The following is a 21,620-nucleotide window of genomic DNA, read 5'->3' as shown; positions in this document are numbered from 1 at the left end:
TAAAGCTTGTTTTTTTGTTTTTGGTGATTACCAATAATGTGAATGGTCAAACATTAGTTTTTAGGGATAAAATTATAAATACAAATGAAGACAAAGCCTTTTACCAATCTTTTATCCATTAATTTAAACAAATATGCTTTTTTGGTTAGATCCATACAGAAATACATGTTTTGGTTTTTAACACTTATTTTTTCTATAGGATTCTTTTTAAGTTGTGCCAAACAGGGCAGTAAAACACTTTTGTTTGTGGGGAGTTTTACCGACAAAAAACTAGGTGAAGGCATTCATGTTTATGATTTTAATAATCAAACTGGTGAGGCACAATTAAAATTCACTTTTGACAGCATTATCAATACCTCATTTCTTAAATTATCACCAAAAAATAAGTATCTATATTCGGTAGTTGATAGTCAAATGGATTACCATGGAAAGATTGCAGCTTTCGAGGTAGACTCTGTGAATTATAAATTGAAACTTCTAAATGTACAGGATTCTGGGGGAAGAAACCCAGCACATTTAGAATTAGATAAAACAGGTGAATTTCTTGTGAATTCGAATTATTCAGACCCAAGCTTAAGTGTTTTCAAAATTAATAAAAATGGCTATTTAAATTCTTACAATCAAGTTATTCGTTTTAAGGATAGTAGCATTATTGAAAGCAGGCAAGAAAGTGCACATATCCATTCCTCAAACTTCTCACCTGATGGTAAGTTTCTATTTGCCCAAGACTTAGGTTCGGATAAAATAAGAAGTTTCAGCTTCAATAGAATCCAAAAGGATTCAATACTTAAAAATAAAAATGAAATTAAGGTTAAATCAGGTAGTGGTCCAAGGCATTTCACTTTTCATCCTAATGGAAAATTAGGTTTCGGAATTGCAGAGTTAAGTGGTAAAATTACTGCATATGCATACAGTAATGGTAATTTAACATTTATCGAAGATTATCAGTCGTATGAGCAAAAACAAGATATTTACAGAGCAGCAGATATACATATTTCGCCTGATGGTAAATTTTTGTATGCCTCTAATCGTGGACCAGAAGAAGATAGTATTGCTATTTTTTCAATAAATGAAGATAATGGCAAGTTAAATTTAGTAGGTTATGAACCTACTTATGGCAAACACCCAAGAAATTTTGTTATATCGGGGGATGGTAATTTTATATTCGTTGCTAACCAATTTTCTAATAATATTTCCATTTTTAAAAGAGTGGTTAATACTGGTAAATTAATAAAACTCCCAAAGGAAATATTAGTAAATCAGCCCGCTAGTATTCAAATAGCAACATATAAAGATGAATAATGTATTGTAAATGGGTAGCTTAAAGTGATTCTCTTTCAATAAAATTAAAAGGGACTTTAAATTTGCCCTTTGATTTATTTAGAATCATTTGTGCTGCTGTTTCTCCCATCACTTTAAAATCAGTGGATATAACGGTTATACCCAATAACTCTTTTAGAGGTGTATCATTATAAGAAATAATGCCAATATCACTTCCTAATTTATGTTCATCTTCTCTTACTTGTTTTACTAAATTAACCAAGTCTGCTTCTTCAATTGTAATAAATAAATCTCCCTTTTTTAGTATCATGTCGTCATAAACTTTATCAAGAATTTCAAAATCCAGTTTATGTTCAACACAAAATTTTCTAAAGCCATGCAAAATCCTTCTAGGATATGGATATACCGCTTTTTCAGGATAAATTAACATGATTTTTTTATATTTTTTTATTTTTGGTAATCCTTCTTTCAAGGCAAAATAGATGTCGTTTTCAAAATCTTGGTAAACTTCTATCAAATCCCCTTCAACTTCTGGTTTAATATTATCTAAAATAACCAATTTATCTTTTGGTATCTTTTTTATCGCTTTAATTACATTATCTGTAAAGCTCACATGTTTGAGTTCTTCTGTTTTAAAATGGGGCATAATAATAAAATAATCGTAGGCTGATTTGTTCTTATCTAACAAATTTAAAAACAAGCTTTCATCACAATGATATATATGTAAATCGGTGTGCGAATTTGCGCCAATAGTATCTATAAAATGATTGTAAGTTCTCAACTTATAAGAACTTAATTTATTAATTAAAAATAAAATATTGACTTTAGAAATTAACTTGGTTCTAGAAATATAGTAGCCTTTACCTCGAGTAGATGTAATAATGTTTCGCTCCTTTAAAATACTATAGGCCTTCTCAACGGTATCTCTTGATAAATAAAACTCTTCACTAAACATATTAATTGAAGGAATTTTTTGATCCATGGTTAAATTCCCTAAAGAAATATTGTTAATTATGGAATCTATGATTTGCTGGTATTTTGGAACCCTAGAATTTTCATCAATCTTTATGTATTTAAATACATTCATGTTGCTTGTTTAATTTAATCCATGAATATAAACTTTTTTATTTAAAATCAGAAAAGCTAAAATGCCATTTACTATTTAACTTTAATATATAGGAATTAGTTTAATTGTTTAGTTATGTTGAATTTCGTTCAATAAAATTGAATGGTACTTTATACTTGCCTTTTTCATTATTTAAAATCATGTGAGATGCTGTTTTGCCCATTATTCTAAAATCTGTTGAAATAACGGTAATACCAAGCAGAGCTTTTAAAGGTGTATCATTATAGGAAATAATACCGATATCACTTCCTAAAACATACTCTTTATGTCTTATTTGCTCAATCAAATTGACTAAATCATCCTCTAAAATTGTAATAAACAAATCGCCTTTTAAAAGAACCATATCGTTATAAACCTGATTTAAAACATCAAAGTCTAAATGATTCTCAACGCAAAATTTTATAAATCCCTGTTTAATTTGTTTGGGGTAAGGATAAATAGTTTTTTCCGGGTAGATAAGAATTATTTTTTTGTACTTCATAATCTTTTTCCTACCGTTTTTCAGGGCATTATATATATCTTTTTCAAAATCTTGATAAACAGTAATATTAGTATCTCCGATTGGAATTTGGTCATGGTCTAATAAAACAAGCTTCGTTTTTGGAATTTTATTTAGAGCTTCAGTTACAGCTTCTGTAACATATGTATGCTGAAGATTTTCAGTTTTAAAATGAGGCATAATTACATAATAGTCGAACGCTTTCACATGCTTATTCAGTATATTTAAAAATAAAGATTCATCGCAATGATATATGTGTAAGTCTATATATGCGTTTGGACCAATGCTATTTAAAAACGAATGATAAATTTCCATTTTGTACCAACTCAATTTATTAATAAGGAACAAAATGTTTAATTTCTTGATTAGTTTAGTTCGGGAAATGTAAAATCCCTTACCTCTAATGGATGCTATGATTTTGCGATTCTTGAGTATGCTATACGCTTTTTCAACAGTATCTCTTGAAAGGTACAAATCTTCACTAAGGCAATTTATAGAAGGTATTTTATGATCAATTTTATAAATACCTAAAGAAATATTTTGTATTACAGAATCAACAATTTGCTGATACTTAGGGATTCTTGAATCTTCATCAATTTTAATAAATTTATGTAATTCCATAATTTTAATAAATTTATCACTTGCTTTACTTTATCCTGTATAGTAAGAAATGCTACTGGATGGCGTCCTTAAAAGAAGGCAACTTACCTTAAGACTCGAAGGGCTAAATGTAAATATCTCATTTGTATTAATATTTGATTTTTTTAGTGCTCCACTCTGTATGTTTATTTCGCCAGAACTAATAAAAACATCTAATAATAAAGCTATATAACTTCATTATTAGCTATATTGATATTCAGTCATTTAGAAATACTATTACAAGTCCATTCGACGAGTATTCAAATCTTATTATCATTTATAATAAATTATCTGTCATAATGCTTTAATTTAAAGTCTTATTTGTAGTATAAAAATAGTAATAATAAGGGTAATAAGTATTTGATTAACAATAATATATTTCAATAGAACTTAATAAAATTTCTATTTTTAAAAGCAATATCAGATTTAGCAGTATAGTACAGGATAGAGAATATTTATCCCTTACTTAATTTTGGTATTAATAATTATTTTAAACAGAAATATGGATAACATAACCAGAAATTTTAAATACGTAGATTATCTTTGGGATGATAAAAAAGCAGATAGCTTAGGTGACAATCAAGTTGAATTATTTCTATATCGTTCAAATATTTTAGGAGCAGATTTAAGAATTACAAATTATGGTGGGGGTAATACAAGTTGTAAAACTATAGAAACAGACCCTTTAACCAACGAAGAGGTTGAAGTAATGTGGGTGAAAGGTTCTGGTGGGGATATTGGTACTTTAACACGTTCTGGAATAGCGGGTTTATATACAAAAAGGTTGAGAGACTTAAAAAATGTGTATCAAGGGCTACATGATGAGGATAGAATGGTTGGGCTTTTTAACCATTGTATTTATGATTTAAATAGTAAAGCACCTTCTATTGATACACCCTTACACGGACTGTTACCGTTTGCACATATAGATCATTTACACCCAGATGCATTAATTGCAGTAGCTGCGGCCAAAGATAGTGAACTAGTTACAAAAGAAATTTGGGGAGATACTATGGGATGGGTGCCTTGGCAAAAGCCAGGTTTCGATTTGGGGTTACAATTAGAAAAATGTTTAGCTGATAACCCAGGTATACGCGGTATTGTGTTAGGAAGTCACGGTTTATTTACGTGGGGTGACACTTCTTATGAGTGTTATATCAACAGTCTAGAGGTTATTGAAATGGCATCGAAGTATATTGCCAAAAAAATCAAAGAAAGAGGATCTATTTTTGGTGGTCAAAAAGTTGAAAGTTTACCAAAAGAAAAACGTTTAGAAAAAGCAACGCAGTTAATGCCATTATTAAGAGGCTTATGTTCTTCTGAAAAACGCATGATTGGTCATTTTTCAGACACCGACGTTGTTATGGAATACATAAATAGTAATGATTTAGAAAGATTGGCACCTATGGGTACATCTTGTCCAGATCATTTCTTAAGAACCAAAATTCAACCTCTAGTATTAAAATTAGATAAAAATGAAGATTTATCAGACGCTGATGCTATTTTAAAGAAATTAGAGCCAGCATTTGAAGCCTATCGTCAAGAATATATAGATTATTATAACACATGTAAAAAAGTTAATAGTCCATCCATTCGTGATGCAAACCCTGTCATTATTATTTATCCAGGAGTTGGTATGTTTAGTTTTTCAAAAGACAAGCAAACTACACGTGTCGCAAGCGAATTTTATATAAATGCCATTAACGTTATGCGAGGTGCTGAAGCAATTTCTGCATACACATCATTACCGAGACAGGAGGCTTTTGATATTGAATATTGGTTATTAGAAGAGGCAAAGTTACAACGTATGCCAAAAGAAAAGCCATTGTCTAGAAAGGTAGCTTTTGTTACTGGAGCAGGTGGAGGAATTGGTAAAGCAATTGCTGATAAACTGGCGGCAGAAGGAGCCAATGTAGTTTTAACAGATATTAATGAAGAAGCTTTAATAGAAGCTAATGCAACATACAAAAGAGATGTGTCTACTTATGCCGTTTGTGATGTAACAAGTACTGCATCCATTGAGAGTGCCTACAAGAAAGCAATTCTTGAATTTGGAGGAGTTGATATTATTGTACACAGTGCAGGATTGGCCATTTCAAAACCATTAGAAGACACAACAGATAAAGACTGGAATATATTACAGAATATATTAGTTAAAGGGCAGTTCGATTTAGCAAAACAATTTGCAGCAATTATTCGCAAACAAAGATTAGGAGGTGATTATATAGCCATTGCAAGTAAAAATGGTTTAGTAGCAGGACCTAATAATGTAGCTTACGGAACAGCAAAAGCGGCGCAACAACATATGGTACGTTTGTTAGCTGCCGAATTAGCTAAAGACAAAGTAAGAGTAAATACCGTTAACCCAGATGGTGTTATTGTAGGTAGTAAAATATGGGAAGGTGCTTGGGCTGAAGGAAGAGCAAAAGCTAATGGTATTACAGTTGAAGAATTACCCGTATTTTATGCAAAAAGGAATTTATTACATGAAATCATCACTCCAGAAGATATTGCGAATGGTGTATTTTCATTCGTAGGTATACTCGATAAGTCAACAGGAAATATTATAAATGTTGATGGCGGTATGGCTAATGCATTTGTAAGATAATAGAATTATTTGGTATTATTAGTTAGTTTAGTAGAAGAAAACTTCCATAGAAATTATGGTTTATGGAAGTTTCTTTGCATTTGGAGAAATTTATCATGAAAATACAAAAAGATCAAATATTAGGTTGCAATAAATCAGAAATAGAGAATCATAAAGAAAATTTTGATTTTTTATCTCATAAATTAAATAAGCAAGGCCATGATGTTAATAGTATATTAACTATGTTGGCCGATTTTCAGGTAGCTATTCCAAGTTGGGCATTAGGTGCTGGTGGAACTCGTTTCGGACGCTTTTCTTTTTTTGGAGAACCTTCAAGTCTTGAGCAAAAAATTGAAGATATTGGTGTTCTTCATAGTTTAACCCAAACAGCAGGTGGAGTATCTTTACATATTCCTTGGGATATACCTTCTGATTACAATGCAATTAAAGAACAAGCAAATATATTAAACATAAAATTTGATGCTGTAAATTCAAATACGTTTCAAGATCAAAAAAACGCAAAGGAAACCTATAAATATGGATCTTTAAGTAATACAAGTAAAGCTGTTAGAGAACAAGCTATACAACACAATTTAGAGGTTATTAAAATTGGTGATAAATTAGGGTCTAAAGCTCTAACGGTTTGGTTGGCTGATGGATCTTGTTTTCCAGGACAAAATAACTTTCAAACCGCATTTCAAAACACGCAAGATAGCTTGATAGATATCTATAAAGGTCTTCCAGATGATTGGAAAATGTTGGTTGAATACAAACCGTATGAACCTAATTTTTATAGTACAGTAATACAAGATTGGGGCGCCTCATTAATGCTAGCTAATGGTTGTGGAGACAAAGCATATACCTTAGTAGATTTAGGACACCATTTACCAAATAGTAATATTGAGCAAATTGTTTCAATTTTACAATTAAAAGGTAAATTAGGTGGATTTCATTTTAACGATAGCAAATATGGTGATGATGATTTGACCGTAGGAAGTATTAAACCATACGCTCTATTTTTAATCTTTAATGAATTGGTTTATGGTATGGCAAATAATCCACAAAATCCAGATTTAGCGTGGATGATTGATGCTAGCCATAATGTTAAAGATCCTTTAGAAGATCTAATACAATCCCTAGAAGCTATTCAAGAAGCATATGCTAAAGCATTACTTGTTAATCAAGATGAATTAAAAGCTGCTCAATTAAATAATGATGTTGTAAAGTGTCAAGAAATTATTCAAGGCGCTTACAGAACCGATGTTAGACCATTATTAGAAAATGCCAGATTAAACAGTGGAGGTGCTATAAGTCCCTTAAACACGTACAGAACATTAGATATTAGAGGCCAATTAATTAAAGAAAGAGGTAAAAACACTGTAGCTACAGGATTGTAAATTATGTAGTATGAAACAAAAAGTAACTGCTGTTTTTGATATTGGTAAGACTAACAAAAAGTTTTTTTTATTTGATAAGGATTTTAAAGAAGTTCATAAAGAATATATTGCCTTTGATGAAGTAGTTGATGAGGATGGACACCCAACTGAAAACCTTCAAGCTTTGCATAAATGGTTGAAAGATGTTTTTAACCGAATTCTTGAAGCCAAAGAGTACGCGGTAAAAGCCATTAACTTTTCAACTTATGGGGCAAGTTTAGTTCATATAGATGAAAATGGAAATCCAGTTACGCCACTTTATAACTACACAAAGACTTTAGATAAAAAAATCATTGACTCCTTTTTTAAAGAGTACGGTCCAAAGGAAAAATTTTTAAAAACAACAGGATGTGCAGATTTAAGTATGTTAAATTCTGGTCTTCAACTGTATTGGATAAAAAAATCTAAACCAGAGGTTTATAGTAAAATAAAATATTCCTTACACTTACCACAATATTTAAGTTACATATTTACTGGAATTCCTATAAGTGAATATACAAGTATTGGTTGTCACACTGCCTTATGGGATTATAGAAAAAAGGATTATCATACTTGGGTTTATAAAGAAGGTATTGATAAAATTTTGCCTCCTATTGTTTCAACCGAAACAAGTATAAATATGAATTATAATGGAAATCGTATAAAAATTGGAGTCGGTATTCATGATAGTTCAGCAGCATTACTACCATATGTAAGAAGTATTAAGAAGAAATTTGTGCTTATTTCTACCGGCACTTGGAGTATAGCTTTTAATCCCTTTACAAAAAAACCTATTTCTAAAGACATGAATGATAAGAATGCAATAAACTATTTGAGGATAAATGGAAAGCCAGTAAAAGCATCACGAATTTTTCTAGGAAATGAGTATAAAATACAGGTTGACAAACTAAATAAATTATTTAATGTAGATAAGGATTACCATCGTACAGTTAATTTTGATTATGATACTTATTTTGAAATTATTCAAGATTTTAATTATTGTTTTAAATGGGATAGCATAGAAGATAAGGATATGCCTGAGCGCACCCATATATCGTATCACAAATTTGAGCATGCATATCATCATTTAATGATAGAGCTAGTCTTATTGCAAATAAAATGTATAAAAAAAGCTATGGGAGAGGATGAGATTACAAGACTTTATGTTGATGGAGGGTTTAGCGATAATGATGTTTATATTAAATTATTATCACATCACTTTAGAGATAAAAAATTAAGAACTACAAGTGCATCATTAGGTTCTGCTTTAGGTGCTGCAATTTCAATATCTGACACAAAACTTAATTCAAAATTTTTGAAAAGAAATTATGCACTTAAGAAACATGTCCCATTTATTATTAGTGGATAAAATATACAATTGAAAAATTGAGAATGATTAAATGGTAGTTTTTACTAATTACTATATTTCTTAAAAAAAAGCTATCGTAAAAATACTATTGTTATGAAATTTGACACCAGATATCCTTCAATTGACGATTTAAGAACAAAAGCTCAAAAAAAGATTCCGAAGTTTGCTTTTGAATATTTAGATGGTGGGTGTAATGAAGATGTAAATTTGACTAGAAATACATCAGAATTAAGAGAAGTACAGTTAAAACCAAATTATTTAAGAAAACATCACGGCTCTTCACTAAAAACAACGCTATTTGGTGTTGAGTATGACGCACCATTTGGAATTGCTCCAGTTGGCTTACAAGGATTAATGTGGCCTAATTCACCAGAAATTTTAGCTAAAGCGGCATTTGAACATAATATTCCTTTTATATTAAGTACAGTAACTACAACAAGTATAGAGCGTGCCAGTGAATTAACCGAAGGTAAAGCATGGTTTCAGTTATACCATCCCACTGAAGATATATTACGCAATGAAATCATTAATAGAGCTGCAGCTGCAGAATGCCCGGTATTAGTTATTCTGTGTGATGTGCCTACTTTTGGATTTAGACCTAGAGATATTAGAAATGGTTTAGCAATGCCGCCTAAAATGACATTGAGTAATATTTTACAAATATTCGGCAGACCTCATTGGGCGCTGGAAACATTAAAATATGGACAGCCAAATTTTGCAACTTTAAAACCTTACATGCCTAAAGGATTAGATTTAAAGCAATTGGGTAAGTTTATGGATCAAACGTTTAGTGGGAGATTGAATGAAGAAAAAATAAAGCCTATTCGAGACATGTGGGAAGGGAAATTAGTTTTAAAAGGTGTGGCTTCAGAATATGACACAGAAGAAGCCATACGACTTGGAATAGATGGTATAATAGTATCTAATCATGGTGGCCGACAATTAGATGCAGGACAATCAACTGTAAAGCCTCTTTCAATAATTGCAGAAAAATATGGTGATAAAATTGAAGTAATGATGGACAGTGGTATTCGTTCAGGACCCGATGTTGCAAGAGCTATGGCAAGCGGAGCTAAGTTTACCTTTATGGGGAGATCGTTCATGTATGGTGTATCCGCACTTGGAAAAAAAGGAGGAAATCATACAATATCATTGCTAAAGACAGAATTACAGCAAGTTATGGAGCAGTTATGCTGTGAAAAAACAACCGATTTTCCTAATCATCTAATTAAGTAGTTCTACCAGACAGTACAGGACGGAATTGTTAGGGTGAGACCATATTTTTGATTTAATCATTGAAAATTTAACTTAACTTTTTGAATTAAATTAGGGTTACCAATAATCATAATAACTAACTATATGAGCCAAATAAGTATTGAAGAGGATATTATTGAAGAAATTGCAGGAGGAGAATTTGAAAGAACTCCAGTACCAACATCAAAATTAAAAGGATGGAAAAGTTTTATTGGGATGTATGCTGGAGAACACGCAGCAGGAACAGAATTTATGATAGGTCCTTTATTTTTAACTGCAGGAGTAAGTGCATTTGATTTGATTATTGGTTTATTACTTGGAAACCTTTTAGCTGTTTTAAGCTGGCGTTTTTTAACAGCAGAAATAGCTGTAAAAAACAGACTTACCCTTTATTATCAATTAGAAAAAATTTGTGGTAAGAAATTAGTAACTGGATATAATTTAGCAAATGGTGTGTTATTTTGCTTCCTAGCAGGGGCCATGATAACAGTTTCAGCAACTGCGGTGGGGATTCCATTTGATATGCCTATGCCAAAATTAACTGATACCATGCCTAATGGTATGACTTGGGTCATCATAGTAATATTGATTGGGGCTGTAATCTCAATCATAGCTGCAAGAGGTTATGATACTGTTACAAAAGCTGCCAACTGGATGTCTCCAGTAATTGTTTTGGCCTTTATTGCTGCAGGTATAGTTGCATTAGGTCAATTAAATGTTAATAGTTTTTCTGAATTCTGGAATATTTGGGGTGAAGGTGGAGAGCCTTTTCCTGGACAAATAAAATTTACGTTTTGGCATGTAGTTATTTGGTCATGGTTTGCTAATGCAGCGATGCACGTTGGGATGTCTGATTTATCAGTATTTAGATTTGCTAAAAAACCCAATGCCGGATGGACAACTGCTGCAGGAATGTACGTAGGTCATTATATGGCCTGGATAGCCGCAGCATTATTATATGCGGTTTATTTAAAGTCTCCAGAGGCTCAAGCATTTTTAACTAATGGCGATGCACCACCTGTTGCTCCTGGACCATTAGCAAATAATGCGATTGGTATATTTGGTATTGTTGCCGTTGTATTAGCGGGATGGACAACTGCTAATCCTACAATTTATAGAGCAGGTTTAGCATTCCAAGCGATTTTACCAAAATTATCAACCGCAAAAGTGACTATTTTAGCGGGTACGATCGCTACTATAGCAGGACTATTCCCTGCTTTTGCAATGAAACTTTTAGGTTTCGTAGCACTTTACGGATTTATACTAGCACCTTTTGGAGCCATTATTGTATTTGAGCACTTTTTCCATAAAAAGGCAGGTATCGTAAAAAATTATGCTGAAGCAGCTAATTTATCGTTTAATAAATCTGTGTTTTGGGCTTGGGCAATTAGTTTCGGATTGTTCTATTTTATATCAGTTCAGTTCGATGTGTTCTTATCGTTTGTAACACTTCCTGCTTGGTTATTATGTGGAATTCTATTCTTAATATTTAGTAAAAAGTTTCAAAAGTAATAGATGATTTTTTATTGAAATTACGATTTTTGAAATAAACTCATAACTTATTGTTATTACTACTTCCACAGATTATTTTGTAATTAAAAGTATTTAAACGAAGATATACTATTTTTAAGATATGCACTAAAATGAATTATTACTTAGGATTAGACATAGGAAGTTCATCTATTAAAGCAGCATTAGTAGAAGTTAAATCTGGTAAAAGTTTAGGCGTTCTACAAGAACCTAAAGAAGAAATGGCGATGCTCGCTATAAAAAATGGTTGGGCAGAACAAAATCCTAACGATTGGTGGAAACATATCTGTAATGCTATAAAGTCTTTAAAAAAGAAATATAACATAAGTAGATCGCAAATTAAAGGTATTGGTATTTCTTACCAAATGCACGGTTTAGTTGTTGTAAACAGACAGGGTATTCCATTACGAAAAAGTATCATTTGGTGCGATAGTAGAGCCGTTCAAATTGGACATAAAGCTTTTGATGAACTTGGTACAGAAAAATGCAGTTCAAATTTATTAAATTCTCCGGCAAACTTTACAGCTTCAAAACTAAAGTGGGTTAAAGAAAATGAACCTGACATTTATAACCAAATGTATAAGTTTATGCTTCCAGGTGATTATATCGCTTATAAATTTTCAGACAAAATAAACACCACAATTTCAGGATTATCAGAAGGGGTTTTTTGGGACTTTAAAAACGATAAAGTTGCAGATTTCCTATTAGAATATTATGGCATCGATAAAGCATTCGTTCCAGATATTGTTGATACGTTCGGAGTGCAATCTCTGGTGAGTGAAAAAGGTGAAGCCGAAACTGGTATAGCAGCAGGAACACCAATCTATTACAGAGCTGGTGATCAACCAAATAATGCCTTATCATTAAACGTATTCAACCCAGGAGAAGTCGCTGCAACAGGTGGAACCTCCGGTGTGGTATATGCGGTTACCGATAATCTATCTGGTAAAGAAAGTACCCGAGTCAATAATTTTGCACATGTAAATTACACAAAATCGAACCCAAGTATAGGCAAACTACTTAATATAAATGGCGCAGGCATTCAATACCGCTGGTTACTTAATAATTTGGCGGTATCCTCTTATGAAGAGATGAATAATTTGGCTTCAGAAATCCCAATAGGGTCAGATGGTGTGTGTTTAATTCCGTTTGGTAATGGTGCAGAACGTATGCTCAACAATCAAGAGATTGGTACGCGAATCGTTAATATGAACTTAAACAATCACCACAAAGGGCACATATGTCGTGCAGCGCTTGAAGGTATCGCCTTTTCATTTGTGTATGGCATGGAAATTCTAAAATCAGATGGCATTAAACCAAACGTAATTCGTGCGGGAAACGATAATTTATTCCGTTCAGTAATTTTTGCAAACACGGTGGCTACTTTAATCGAGCAAGAAATAGAAATTTACAACACCACTGGGGCTATAGGAGCAGCTCGAGCTGCAAATTTACACAAGGGCGATTTTAAAACCTTCGGAAAGGTAATTATGGATAATGACCATGTTATGACATTCATGCCTTTTAAAGATAAGGAACCTTATATAAAAGCATATAACAATTGGAAAAAGGAATTAGAACTCATATTAAATAAATAATAGCTGGGCGCTACTACAAGGGTCGGACCTTACGTTCCAATCTTTTTAGATCGTACTTAACAAAAAGAACATCTTCTACAATCTCTAACGCGTGTGTAGAACTTAAAGCGAATAAACGAATAAACGAATAATCATATTTCATCATGGCAACTAAAGAATACTTTAAAGGAATTAACAAAATCAAATTTGAAGGAAAAGAATCAGATAATCCATTAGCGTTTAAATATTACAACCCAGACCAGGTAGTCGCAGGTAAAACCATGAGAGATTGGTTTAAGTTTTCTATAGCTTACTGGCACACCTTCTGTGGACAAGGTTCCGACCCATTTGGTCCAGGAACTCAAAAATTTGCTTGGGATCAATCAGCTGACCCTATTCAAGCTGCAAAAGATAAAGCAGATGCTGCTTTCGAATTTATTGGTAAAATGGGTTTTGATTATTTCTGTTTTCACGATTTCGATTTAATACAAGAAGGTACAACATTTTCAGAATCAGAACAAAGATTAGCTATAATTACAGATTATATTAAAGAGAAACAAGCAGATAGTGGCGTTAAATTATTATGGGGAACAGCAAACTGTTTTTCAAATCCACGATACATGAATGGAGCTGCTACCAATCCAGAGTTTGATGTGGTTGCAAGAGCTGGAGGTCAGATAAAATTAGCTTTAGATGCTACTATTAAATTAGGTGGTGAAAATTACGTGTTTTGGGGTGGTCGAGAAGGTTATATGTCGTTGCTAAATACAGATATGGGGCGTGAGCTTGATCATATGGGGCAGTTTTTGTCCATGTGTAGAGACTATGCGCGAAGCCAAGGGTTTAAAGGAAATTTCTTTATTGAGCCTAAACCTATGGAGCCTTCAAAACACCAATATGATTTTGATACAGCAACAGCTATAGGGTTCTTAAGAGAATACGGATTAGACAAAGATTTTAAAATAAATATCGAAGTCAACCATGCCACTTTAGCGCAACACACTTTCCAACACGAAATTGAAACAGCTGCAAAAGCAGGTATGTTAGGGAGTTTAGATGCCAACAGAGGTGACTACCAAAACGGATGGGATACCGATCAATTCCCTAACAATATTCAAGAAACTACTGAAGCTATGTTGGTTTTCCTAAAAGCTGGAGGCTTGCAAGGAGGTGGTGTTAATTTTGATGCTAAAATTAGAAGAAACTCAACAGACCTAGACGATGTATTCTATGCACACATTGGTGGTGCAGATACCTTTGCGAGAGCTTTATTAATTGCAGATAAAATAATCACCTCTTCACCTTATGAAAAATTAAGAAAAGAACGTTATAGTTCTTTCGATTCAGGAAAAGGAAAAGATTTTGAGAATGGAAAACTAAGTTTACAAGATTTATATAAAATCGCTCATGAAAACGGCGAACTACAATTAAAAAGTGGTAAACAAGAGTTGTTTGAAAACATTATTAATCAATATATCTAAATTATGAAGCAAAATACAGCATATATTTATGTGGTAACCATCGTTGCAACATTAGGAGGGTTACTTTTTGGTTATGACACCGCAGTAATTTCGGGAGCAGAAAAATCAATTCAAGCCTTTTTAATAGAGAGTCAAGGTTTAAGTTCCTTTTTACACGGAATTACAGTTTCATCGGCATTAATAGGCTGTATTATTGGAGGGGCTATATCTGGTTTTGTTTCTTCTTATGGAAGAAAAAAAGCGTTAATAATTGCAGGTATTCTATTCTTATTATCAGCTTTAGGTTCTGCAAACCCCGAGTTTTTATTCTTCAATAAAGGAGAAGCTTCAATGGGTTTACTTTGGATGTTTAATTTTTACAGAATTATAGGTGGTATTGGAGTTGGTTTAGCATCTGCAGTTTGCCCTATGTATATTGGAGAAATTGCACCTGCCAAAATTAGAGGAAGATTGGTTTCTTTAAATCAATTTGCTATCATTTTTGGAATGCTTGTAGTGTATTTTGTAAACTGGGGTATTGCTGATGGTCAAACTATAGAATGGATTAATGAAATTGGTTGGAGAAGAATGTTCTTATCAGAGGCAATTCCTGCTTCTGTATTTGTTGTTTTATTGTTTTTTGTTCCAGAATCTCCAAGGTATTTAGCTTTAAAACAAGAAGATGATAAAGCCTTGTCTATCTTATCTAAATTCAACGGTTTAGAGAAAGCTACTAAAATATTAAGTGATATTAAACTAACTGTAGATGTAAATAAAGCTAAACTGTTTTCTTATGGAAAAGCGGTTATAGTTATTGGCGTTTTATTATCAGTTTTTCAGCAATTTGTAGGTATTAATGTAGCATTGTATTATGCCCCTCGTATTTTTGAAAGTATGGGAGCAGCCAAAGACGCGTCAATGTTACAAACCATTATTATGGGCTTGGTTAATGTTGTATTTACTGTAGTAGCTATTATGACGGTAGATAAATGGGGAAGAAAACCCTTGTTAATTATTGGCTCTATCGGAATGGCGATAGGCATGATTGCCATTTCTACTCTAGCTTTTATGGATATTATAGGAATAACAACCTTAGTATTTATAATTGTTTATACCGCATCTTTCATGATGAGTTGGGGACCCATCTGTTGGGTATTGATTTCAGAGATATTTCCAAATAAAATTAGAAGTCAGGCGGTAGCAATTGCAGTGGCAGCTCAATGGGCTGCAAATTTCTTTATCTCATCTACTTACCCACCTATGATGGAAATTAGTAATGGAGGAACTTACCTTTTCTATGGAGTAATGAGTATAATCTCTGCGATATTCGTTTGGAAATGTGTTCCTGAAACCAAAGGGAAAACTTTAGAAGAAATGGAAAGCATTTGGAAAAAGAAATAGTTTAATTACACCCTTTAAAAAATAAAATATCCCAATCAAATCTAATTTTTGCAATTGGGTTAATTTATAAATGCGAAAAAAATGAACAAAAAAATTGATCAACAATCGGCAGATAATATTAGAGCCTTGGCTGTTGTTATGGTAGAAAAGGCAAATTCAGGACACCCAGGTGGCCCCATGGAAGGTGCGGATTTTATGCACATTTTATATTCTGAATTTTTTAATTTCGATCCAATCGACATGACATGACCTTTTAGAGATCGATTTTTTATGGATGCAGGTCATTTGTCTACCTACTGCCATAAAGTATGAAGCTTGTAGATGTAAAGTAGTTCCCATTGATTCACATAACCAGGATGAAATTAGAAAGCTATTAAAAAAGCAGGTGGCACATCACTCACTAAAAAAGACGAGTTTGAGTGATTGGAACGCTTTGAGGACAACAAGCAAAAAGCCCAAATTACCTAAACAGAAAAAACAATAGAAACCATGGTATACAACCTCTATGGTCTTACCCAAGAACAGGGTTAGATTGTAGAAAACTCATAAAATCATTATTTCTGCCATTGGGAGCTGTCAGATGGAGCTCGTCGAAGTCGAAGCCAGCAAATGCGAAGCATTCACTAATACTACTAAATAAAATGTATATCAATGAGTAATCTTTCAATAAATCACCACAATGTCACTGCGAGCTGTCAGACAGAGCTTGTCGAAGTCAAAGCGTAGCGTAATAAAAAATGTGCCGCATTGAGCAAGCCTGCCCGCTCCACACTTATATAGCGTTTAAATTCCAAAACACTTGCAGCACATTTCTTGTTTTATTTAGAGTTTTTTATGGAATTAAAGGGTTAAATAAAAAAGCAATAAGCTGCACCCAAGCAAAAAGCTATTAATTTAAACGCTATCCCAAAGCTATGTTAACATAACGGGTAGTTATAATACAGCCGCATTACCCACCACATCACCAAAGCTGTACTTATAACTCCATTATGTAAAATATCTGCCTGCCTCTGCGCTCAAATCATAACTCAAAACATAAAGGCAGATATTCATGAGTACAATAATTTAAGATAAGAATGCCACAAGCTAAATAGCGGCTAGCCACGTGCTCAAATTGTAACTAGAATTAATAATTGTAGAATGAGTTCGAAAATCACAAAAGCTCCCTTCTTTAGATAAAGAGGGGGAGCAAGCGTAAAAAAAAGGTATAGTATACCTTTTTAGCGCAGGGGCCAGATGGCGGGAAGGCAAAGTCGGACGGGGAGTTTGAAAATAGCCTAGCACTATTAAATTCTTGTAAAAGGGTCAAGCACGTAGCCTCCGGCAATTATCAAATGTGTCCATGTGTCTGCGGTAGGTAGCCTTCATTCCCTTACATCCTTTCAGGAGATCGTTCAGTTCGGTCTACCCACCTCGCCACTGCGCATAATCAAAGCGTAATGTTCCATTACACTTTCATTATCTGTTCCTGGCTCCACATCCATAATTCCCTCCACCTACATCACTTTGCCCCAAAAAAGACAGAGTTAATTCTCATTAATAAAAAAGTGACATTCGTTTAATCAGGAAAATTTCTGGTTGATAAGAATATTGATTAAATTGTATAGCAAATAAAAACATTAATTTAATAGAATGGTTAAAAGCTATTTAGGACATAAAACGAAAAGATTTTCTTTCCATAACGGCCAAGAACAGACAAGCTATGTTGCAATATTTGGTGATGAATTTGAACTCGACCCTGCCCAGGATAATACAGCTTCCCAAGACAGAGATGCTATCTATAGAGGCAGACAAGGAAAAATACGATCCAATACCATCTTCACCAATCATAAAGAACTTGAATTTTATTTTTTAGATATAGGGCAGGGCGATGCAGCTTTCATTACAACCCCTAATGATATCAAGATTTTAGTCGACGGAGGTCTTCAGGACAAGGCTCTCGGTTTTCTAATTTGGAAGTATAGACTAGACCAACCAAACAACAATGTTGTTATAGACCATCTTTTTTTGAGCCATTCAGATGGTGATCATGTAGACGGTCTAATCCCTGTTTTAGAGCATCCTCAAATTCAGGTAAACAATATATATCATAATGGTATTGCGATATATAAGAGTGGTCACAATGAAGAATTGGGTACGGTGACCAATGAAAAATTAGTTACATTACACAGTTCCCTTACCGATTTGGATAATTCAGTTTTAAATGACAATTATAAAGTTTGGATAGACGCTGTAAAAGCATCTGGAGCAAATTATATGAGATTGGATGCCAGTGATGGTTTCATTAATATAGGGGACAATAGTATCAGCCTTGAGGTGTTAGGTCCGGTATTAGATTCAGATGGATCCTTAAAATGGTTCAAAGGAAAATCCCATACTATTAACGGTCATTCATTGATTTTCAGAATAGATTACAATCATGTACGTGCGTTTTTCTCTGGAGACCTTAACATAGAAGGCAGCGGTCATATACTTAATATCCCTGGAAATCAATTAAAGGTTAATGCTCATATTTTTAAAGCACCACATCACGGTAGCCATGAATTCTCTCAAGATCTTTTAAATGCTGTTAACCCAATGGTATCAGTAATATCGTCAGGAGAAGTGCCCGATCATGGTCATCCTAGAGCAATATTTTTAGGAGGCTTGGGTAAAGCAGGAAGAGGTTCAGCACCATTAATATTTTCAACAGAGTTGTCAGCCTTATTTGTCGATGCAGGTGACCCAGATGCGGTGAATCATTCAAATAATACAAACACTACAATAGCTGGACTGGATTTTTCAACATCTTCAGCAAATCGCGAAGCAAGACAGAGATTCAAAAAACTCCTTCCAGGTATTATCAATGTGCGCACAAATGGCGAAAAAATATATTCCTTTAGGAGAGTCCAAATGGGCTATCAATGGGAAAGTTATGACCAAAAGTATACTAATTAACAGCTAGAAAGATAAGATCTTTTTATTCTGAACAATAAAACGATATCCTCTTTTGTCTCCATGTGTCTGCGGTAGGTAGCCCTCATGCCCTCACATCCTTTCAGGCGATCGTTCAGTTCGGTCTACCCACCTCGCCACTGCGCATAATCAAAGCGTAATGTTCCATTACACTTTCATTATCTGTTCCTGGCGCCACATCCATAATTCCCTCCACCTATGTCGCTTTGCTTAAGTCTATTTATAGATAAAAAACAAACCCTTAAACAATTAGGCAATCTATATAGTCTATAAAAAATTAAATTTGTAATTTCTCAAACAAGATTTTAAACTTTTCAATTGTTGGTTCAGTCAAAACTGTTTTAGCAATATTTAATTTCTCCTTATCTGAATTCAGTATTGAAAAGATACTAGAAAATTCTTTTTTATTTATTCTTTCATCCTTATTTTTTTCAAATACTATTTTATACAAATCTTTTTTTTCGGTTTCGGTGAAATATCCCTCTATTTTTTTATTATCAATTGGCAATATTTGTACTATACTTTCATTTAAATCTAATTCATCAATATACTTGTCTCTTGCCATTTTTCCTTCCTTGTCTGAATCTAACAATACCTTGAAATTTGAGCACCAACCTATATTAAATGATAACAGTGTTTTTAAATTTTGTGCTGAAGTCCCTGGGTAAATTACAAAATTTTGCTCTTTGTCAGAATGTAAAACCTTATACATTACTAACAGTACTTTCCTGTCAGAGGGCCCTTCCGTAATTAATGCTTTATTCCATGGTATAACCAATGAGTTTGGTATAATATTTAAAACATTGGCTAAAGGTTGATAGTAGGTTTCATTTGATTGATCTCTTTTAATATATTCAGACCACAAAGTACTTTTTACAGAACCTTTATTTCTTTCAATAATATAGGTGGTTTTTATATTATCTAGAGCAATTAAATATTGGCTATGCGTACTGTAAATTACTGAAGTATCTTCAACAAGCTTCTTGAAGTCAGTTATCATATTTTGTTGTGCGGTAGAATGTAAGTTAGACGCTGGCTCATCAATTAAAAATACAGGCTTTCCTGATTTTTTTCTTAATTTTTTTCTACGAAATTCTGTTTTCATTAAAAATGATAGATACCATAATGCACCTTTACTTCTCTCATCTACTCCATAAGTTGTTCCATCAGTATCAGTAATCGATATTTCGAAATAACTTTTAGCAACATGGTAAGTTAATTCTGTCTCTTCAATGTCTTTAACACCTGATAACTCTTTCCATTTATCAGAAAAAGAGCTGTTTAGAGTCTTGTTTACTCGCTTTAGTACGGTGTTTGCATCCTTCTCTCGCTTATTATTTCTAGAATATAATTTTTTAAAATTTTGAATTGAGAACTCCTTATTTGTATTGTAAAATAACCCATCGATAATATCATACCAATCTATATTAAAAGCGTCATTTGATTTAGAAGTAAAAATCTTTTCAGGTATTCTGTCTTTAAAATCTTCAAAATATATAATAAATGGGCAACGCAATACCATTTCTTTTGCTAAAACTTTGGCAAATTGATCATTTGCAAACGGATGGTCACAAACAAATTCATAATAATACTGCTGTGGATTACCATTTTTAAAAGGAATCACTCTTCTTATCAATAACTTTTTCTCATGATTTATGTGATGAAAAAAAGCTTCGACATTCTGCCTTTTATCTTTACCGGTCGTTCCTCTATCAAATATATTCCCATATTCATTTATTTCCAATGGGTTATCTATTTCAATTGTTGCAGTAATCCTAGCCGCAAGATTTGAGTTTACATCTGATTTTTTTCTAATAGTTCTAAAAAAATTATCTTTAAAATTATCTGCAATGTCATTTCTATGATCAAATGTTTCTATGGCTTTTAGTATGGTTGTTTTCCCAGACTCATTTAAACCTAGAAGCAGTATTAATTCATCTTTAACCAGATTTATGTGAATTTTATCTATTCCTTTAAAATTCTCAATTAGAAATTCTTTATATATCATTTTTTAAACTATTTATTACTAAAATAAGCACAAAATGGTATCAAAATATTTCTTTTTTATATTAAGTTATCACAAAATATTAACAATAATTATTCTATTTTAATTCCTGTAATGTTATTATTTTTAAAGTTTATCTTTCAAAGATTTTGGTGAAAAAATAAAAAAGGAAAGCAAATTAGCTGGCTCCACTGCCCACCGCAAAAGGCTATAAAGGGCTATACTCTTTAAGTTTAGAAAATAGTCTTCACACTTTATAAACCATTTGGCAAATTACGCCTCGCAATTGTAAAGCAAAGCAAGTTTGCTAGATACAATTGCTCCAGCGTTTTTGGTGGCCTATGGTTTATAAATGCCAAATACTGTCTAAAATAGATTTCAAGAAAACAAACCCCGCAGTCATTAAATCAATGTTCCTAAAAATGGATCAGCAAACCTTTAAAGCAAACATGGATATGCTCTATAATCAATTATTATACCTTGAACTAACACCAAGGACCAGCAATTATAGGTACGCGCTTA

14 protein-coding genes are annotated in these 21,620 nt (G+C 32.8%); 11 read left to right on the top strand and 3 right to left on the bottom strand.

Annotation, left to right across the window (positions count from 1 at the left end):
- Window positions 1-84: 84 nt before the first annotated feature.
- A complete protein-coding gene (locus ACFO5O_RS07950; protein WP_387962603.1) occupies window positions 85-1,302 on the top strand; it encodes a lactonase family protein in 1,218 nt (405 codons plus the stop codon).
- Between the two features lie 19 nt (window positions 1,303-1,321).
- Here the strand turns inward: ACFO5O_RS07950 and ACFO5O_RS07945 are convergent, their stop codons facing one another.
- Window positions 1,322-2,368, bottom strand: a complete 1,047-nt coding sequence (locus tag ACFO5O_RS07945) for a GntR family transcriptional regulator (RefSeq protein ID WP_387962601.1) — start codon at window positions 2,366-2,368, stop codon at window positions 1,322-1,324.
- A 112-nt stretch (window positions 2,369-2,480) separates the two neighbouring features.
- Window positions 2,481-3,527, bottom strand: a complete 1,047-nt coding sequence (locus ACFO5O_RS07940; RefSeq protein ID WP_387962599.1) for a GntR family transcriptional regulator — start codon at window positions 3,525-3,527, stop codon at window positions 2,481-2,483.
- 520 nt (window positions 3,528-4,047) lie between these two features.
- Here ACFO5O_RS07940 and ACFO5O_RS07935 point away from each other — a divergent pair.
- From ACFO5O_RS07935 to ACFO5O_RS07890, 10 genes are all read left to right on the top strand, one after another.
- A complete protein-coding gene (locus tag ACFO5O_RS07935; protein WP_387962597.1) occupies window positions 4,048-6,153 on the top strand; it encodes a bifunctional aldolase/short-chain dehydrogenase in 2,106 nt (701 codons plus the stop codon).
- 95 nt (window positions 6,154-6,248) lie between these two features.
- On the top strand, window positions 6,249-7,529 hold the full coding sequence (locus tag ACFO5O_RS07930; protein WP_387962595.1) for a sugar isomerase: 1,281 nt from the start codon (window positions 6,249-6,251) through the stop codon (window positions 7,527-7,529).
- A 10-nt stretch (window positions 7,530-7,539) separates the two neighbouring features.
- Window positions 7,540-8,916 carry an FGGY-family carbohydrate kinase gene (locus ACFO5O_RS07925; RefSeq protein ID WP_387962593.1) on the top strand — a complete coding sequence of 459 codons (1,377 nt, stop codon included), beginning with the start codon at window positions 7,540-7,542 and terminating at the stop codon, window positions 8,914-8,916.
- Window positions 8,917-9,009: 93 nt separating this feature from the next.
- On the top strand, window positions 9,010-10,152 hold the full coding sequence (locus ACFO5O_RS07920; protein WP_387962591.1) for an alpha-hydroxy acid oxidase: 1,143 nt from the start codon (window positions 9,010-9,012) through the stop codon (window positions 10,150-10,152).
- Between the two features lie 123 nt (window positions 10,153-10,275).
- Window positions 10,276-11,682 (top strand): purine-cytosine permease family protein, encoded by a 1,407-nt coding sequence (locus ACFO5O_RS07915; protein WP_387962589.1) that lies wholly within the window; start codon window positions 10,276-10,278, stop codon window positions 11,680-11,682.
- 131 nt (window positions 11,683-11,813) lie between these two features.
- Window positions 11,814-13,298 (top strand): xylulokinase, encoded by a 1,485-nt coding sequence (locus ACFO5O_RS07910; protein ID WP_387962587.1) that lies wholly within the window; start codon window positions 11,814-11,816, stop codon window positions 13,296-13,298.
- A gap of 143 nt (window positions 13,299-13,441) precedes the next feature.
- Window positions 13,442-14,758 (top strand): xylose isomerase, encoded by a 1,317-nt coding sequence (gene xylA / locus ACFO5O_RS07905; RefSeq protein WP_387962585.1) that lies wholly within the window; start codon window positions 13,442-13,444, stop codon window positions 14,756-14,758.
- A gap of 3 nt (window positions 14,759-14,761) precedes the next feature.
- Window positions 14,762-16,138 carry a D-xylose transporter XylE gene (gene xylE / locus ACFO5O_RS07900; RefSeq protein ID WP_387962583.1) on the top strand — a complete coding sequence of 459 codons (1,377 nt, stop codon included), beginning with the start codon at window positions 14,762-14,764 and terminating at the stop codon, window positions 16,136-16,138.
- A gap of 81 nt (window positions 16,139-16,219) precedes the next feature.
- The gene (locus ACFO5O_RS07895; RefSeq protein WP_387962582.1) at window positions 16,220-16,387 is read left to right on the top strand and encodes a hypothetical protein; all 168 of its coding nucleotides are present in this window, start codon (window positions 16,220-16,222) and stop codon (window positions 16,385-16,387) included.
- 1,383 nt (window positions 16,388-17,770) lie between these two features.
- Window positions 17,771-19,075: a ComEC/Rec2 family competence protein gene (locus tag ACFO5O_RS07890; protein WP_387962581.1), complete on the top strand. Its 1,305-nt coding sequence runs from the start codon at window positions 17,771-17,773 to the stop codon at window positions 19,073-19,075.
- 295 nt (window positions 19,076-19,370) lie between these two features.
- Here ACFO5O_RS07890 and ACFO5O_RS07885 read toward each other — a convergent pair whose 3' ends face one another.
- A complete protein-coding gene (locus tag ACFO5O_RS07885; RefSeq protein ID WP_387962580.1) occupies window positions 19,371-21,101 on the bottom strand; it encodes an AAA family ATPase in 1,731 nt (576 codons plus the stop codon).
- Between the last annotated feature and the right edge of the window lie 519 nt (window positions 21,102-21,620).

Origin of the sequence: Geojedonia litorea (assembly GCF_042654525.1) — a bacterium.
GTDB classification, from domain to species: Bacteria; Bacteroidota; Bacteroidia; order Flavobacteriales; family Flavobacteriaceae; genus Geojedonia; species Geojedonia litorea.
The sequence above is the reverse complement of the archived record's forward strand: the minus strand, read 5'-3'. Positions and strand labels throughout refer to the sequence as shown.